1 protein-coding gene is annotated in these 1,590 nt (G+C 34.0%); it reads right to left on the bottom strand.

The features are described 5' to 3' along the window. Positions 1 to 185 precede the first annotated feature (185 nt). A complete protein-coding gene (locus ACT29H_RS16720) occupies positions 186 to 1,478 on the bottom strand; it encodes an IS4 family transposase (RefSeq protein WP_444822800.1) in 1,293 nt (430 codons plus the stop codon). Positions 1,479 to 1,590 lie beyond the last annotated feature (112 nt).

Here is a 1,590-nt window from a genome sequence, read left to right as displayed (position 1 = left end):
CATTGCTGTAAACTTAAGTGGCTAAAAGGTTGATAATGAAATGATAACGCGAGGGCAAACGGAGGCTTCCGCCTCCTGTTGTGAAGAACGCCCTCATACCTAATTTTTTTTGGCCAACATATTGTTGGCCCGGCGTTTTACATACCTCTAATATACTAAATATCTGCATTATATGAAATTTTTATTTAGATTATTTGTGCACTTCGCCAATTAATTCTTCCTTTTCGATCATCATGTAACATATAGAAATTACAAGCATCCAGTAGTCGATTTATTGTTTCTCTTGTGGAGCCTTTATTTCCTCTCATAATGTCAATAAATTTTTCTTTTATGAGTCTAAAGGCCTTGTATATTTTCAAAGGACTCACCCGCCTTCTTCTTTTTGTGTAGCTTATAATGTCCATTATTTGATAAAACTTCCATTGTAATATTATTATTATCAGTTTTGAATAAAGCAGAAATTCGTATCGGTCAATGCTCATTTTCTTTATCTTATGAAACGGAATATTCTGTTTCCAGGCTTTGAATATCATTTCTATTTGCCAACGAATTCCATAAATGCGCCGAAGTTCACATGCGGATATCATATTGGGTGAGCAGTTTGTTAAAAAAAGATTCAATCCAAACTTCGCTTTTCGCTGCTTTGATATTTGACGATTTTTTTTCTTTGCATTTTTTTCGGCTTTTCTGATTCTCTCTGCTTTTACCTGATCGGGAATCAATTCTATGACAAGACGAGTTTTATATTTTTCTTCGCCTATGAGAACTTCCTTTTCTAGCAGCGATAAATTATTTTTACGCATATATTGCTCTATTTTTGAGAAATCTAAAAGTTTTCCGGTAGCTGTATCACAAATTTTGGTCATGTTTGGTTTGAGTCTTGAAATATACCAAGCTTCTGCAGCATCAATCAATTTTAATACTTCCAGCGAAACATATCCCATGTCTCTTAATACTAAATCGTTCTTGTCAATTTCTGCGATTGTTTCTTTCGCATTGTGAAGGTCTTGATGATTAAAAGAACTAACGCTTAACTCCAGAACTTTTAAATTTTTCAAATCATATTCAAACTGAATCCTAACTGCTGATTTTGAACCGGAACCTCCACTACCGGGATATACGCTTTTGAAATGGTCCGGCAATTGATTACAGGTGGAATCTTTTATAATTATTCGCTCAAAACATGATTGTGTAAAAGAAGGAACCTTATCTTCAAGATTTGAATGAAGAAGCCCTTCCAATAATTGCTTAAGAAAAATCGTCGCATTTTTATTGAACCTCTTTTTTATTGCTTGTCGGGTAAGTTTAATACCAAACTTAAAATTTAGATACATAGCGATGTCATTAAGGCTAACTTTTGATGGATCTTCATTGCTAAATAATACAGCCTCAATCAAAGGGATTGGCCGGACTTTCCGAAGTCGTTTAATAAATCCATTCGATTTGGATAGGGTCAGAATGTTCTCGTTATCGAACATTTTATTAACTTCATCCTCTAGTTTTTTTATTATCCTTATACCTAAGGCGGGTGATTTGACGTTTTATCACCTGCCTTTTTCTCTTTATTTTTCCCTTAAGTTTACAGCAATG

Origin of the sequence: Thermophagus sp. OGC60D27 (genome assembly GCF_052400625.1) — a bacterium.
Classification (GTDB): domain Bacteria; phylum Bacteroidota; class Bacteroidia; order Bacteroidales; family Marinilabiliaceae; genus Thermophagus.
The sequence above is the reverse complement of the archived record's forward strand: the minus strand, read 5'-3'. Positions and strand labels throughout refer to the sequence as shown.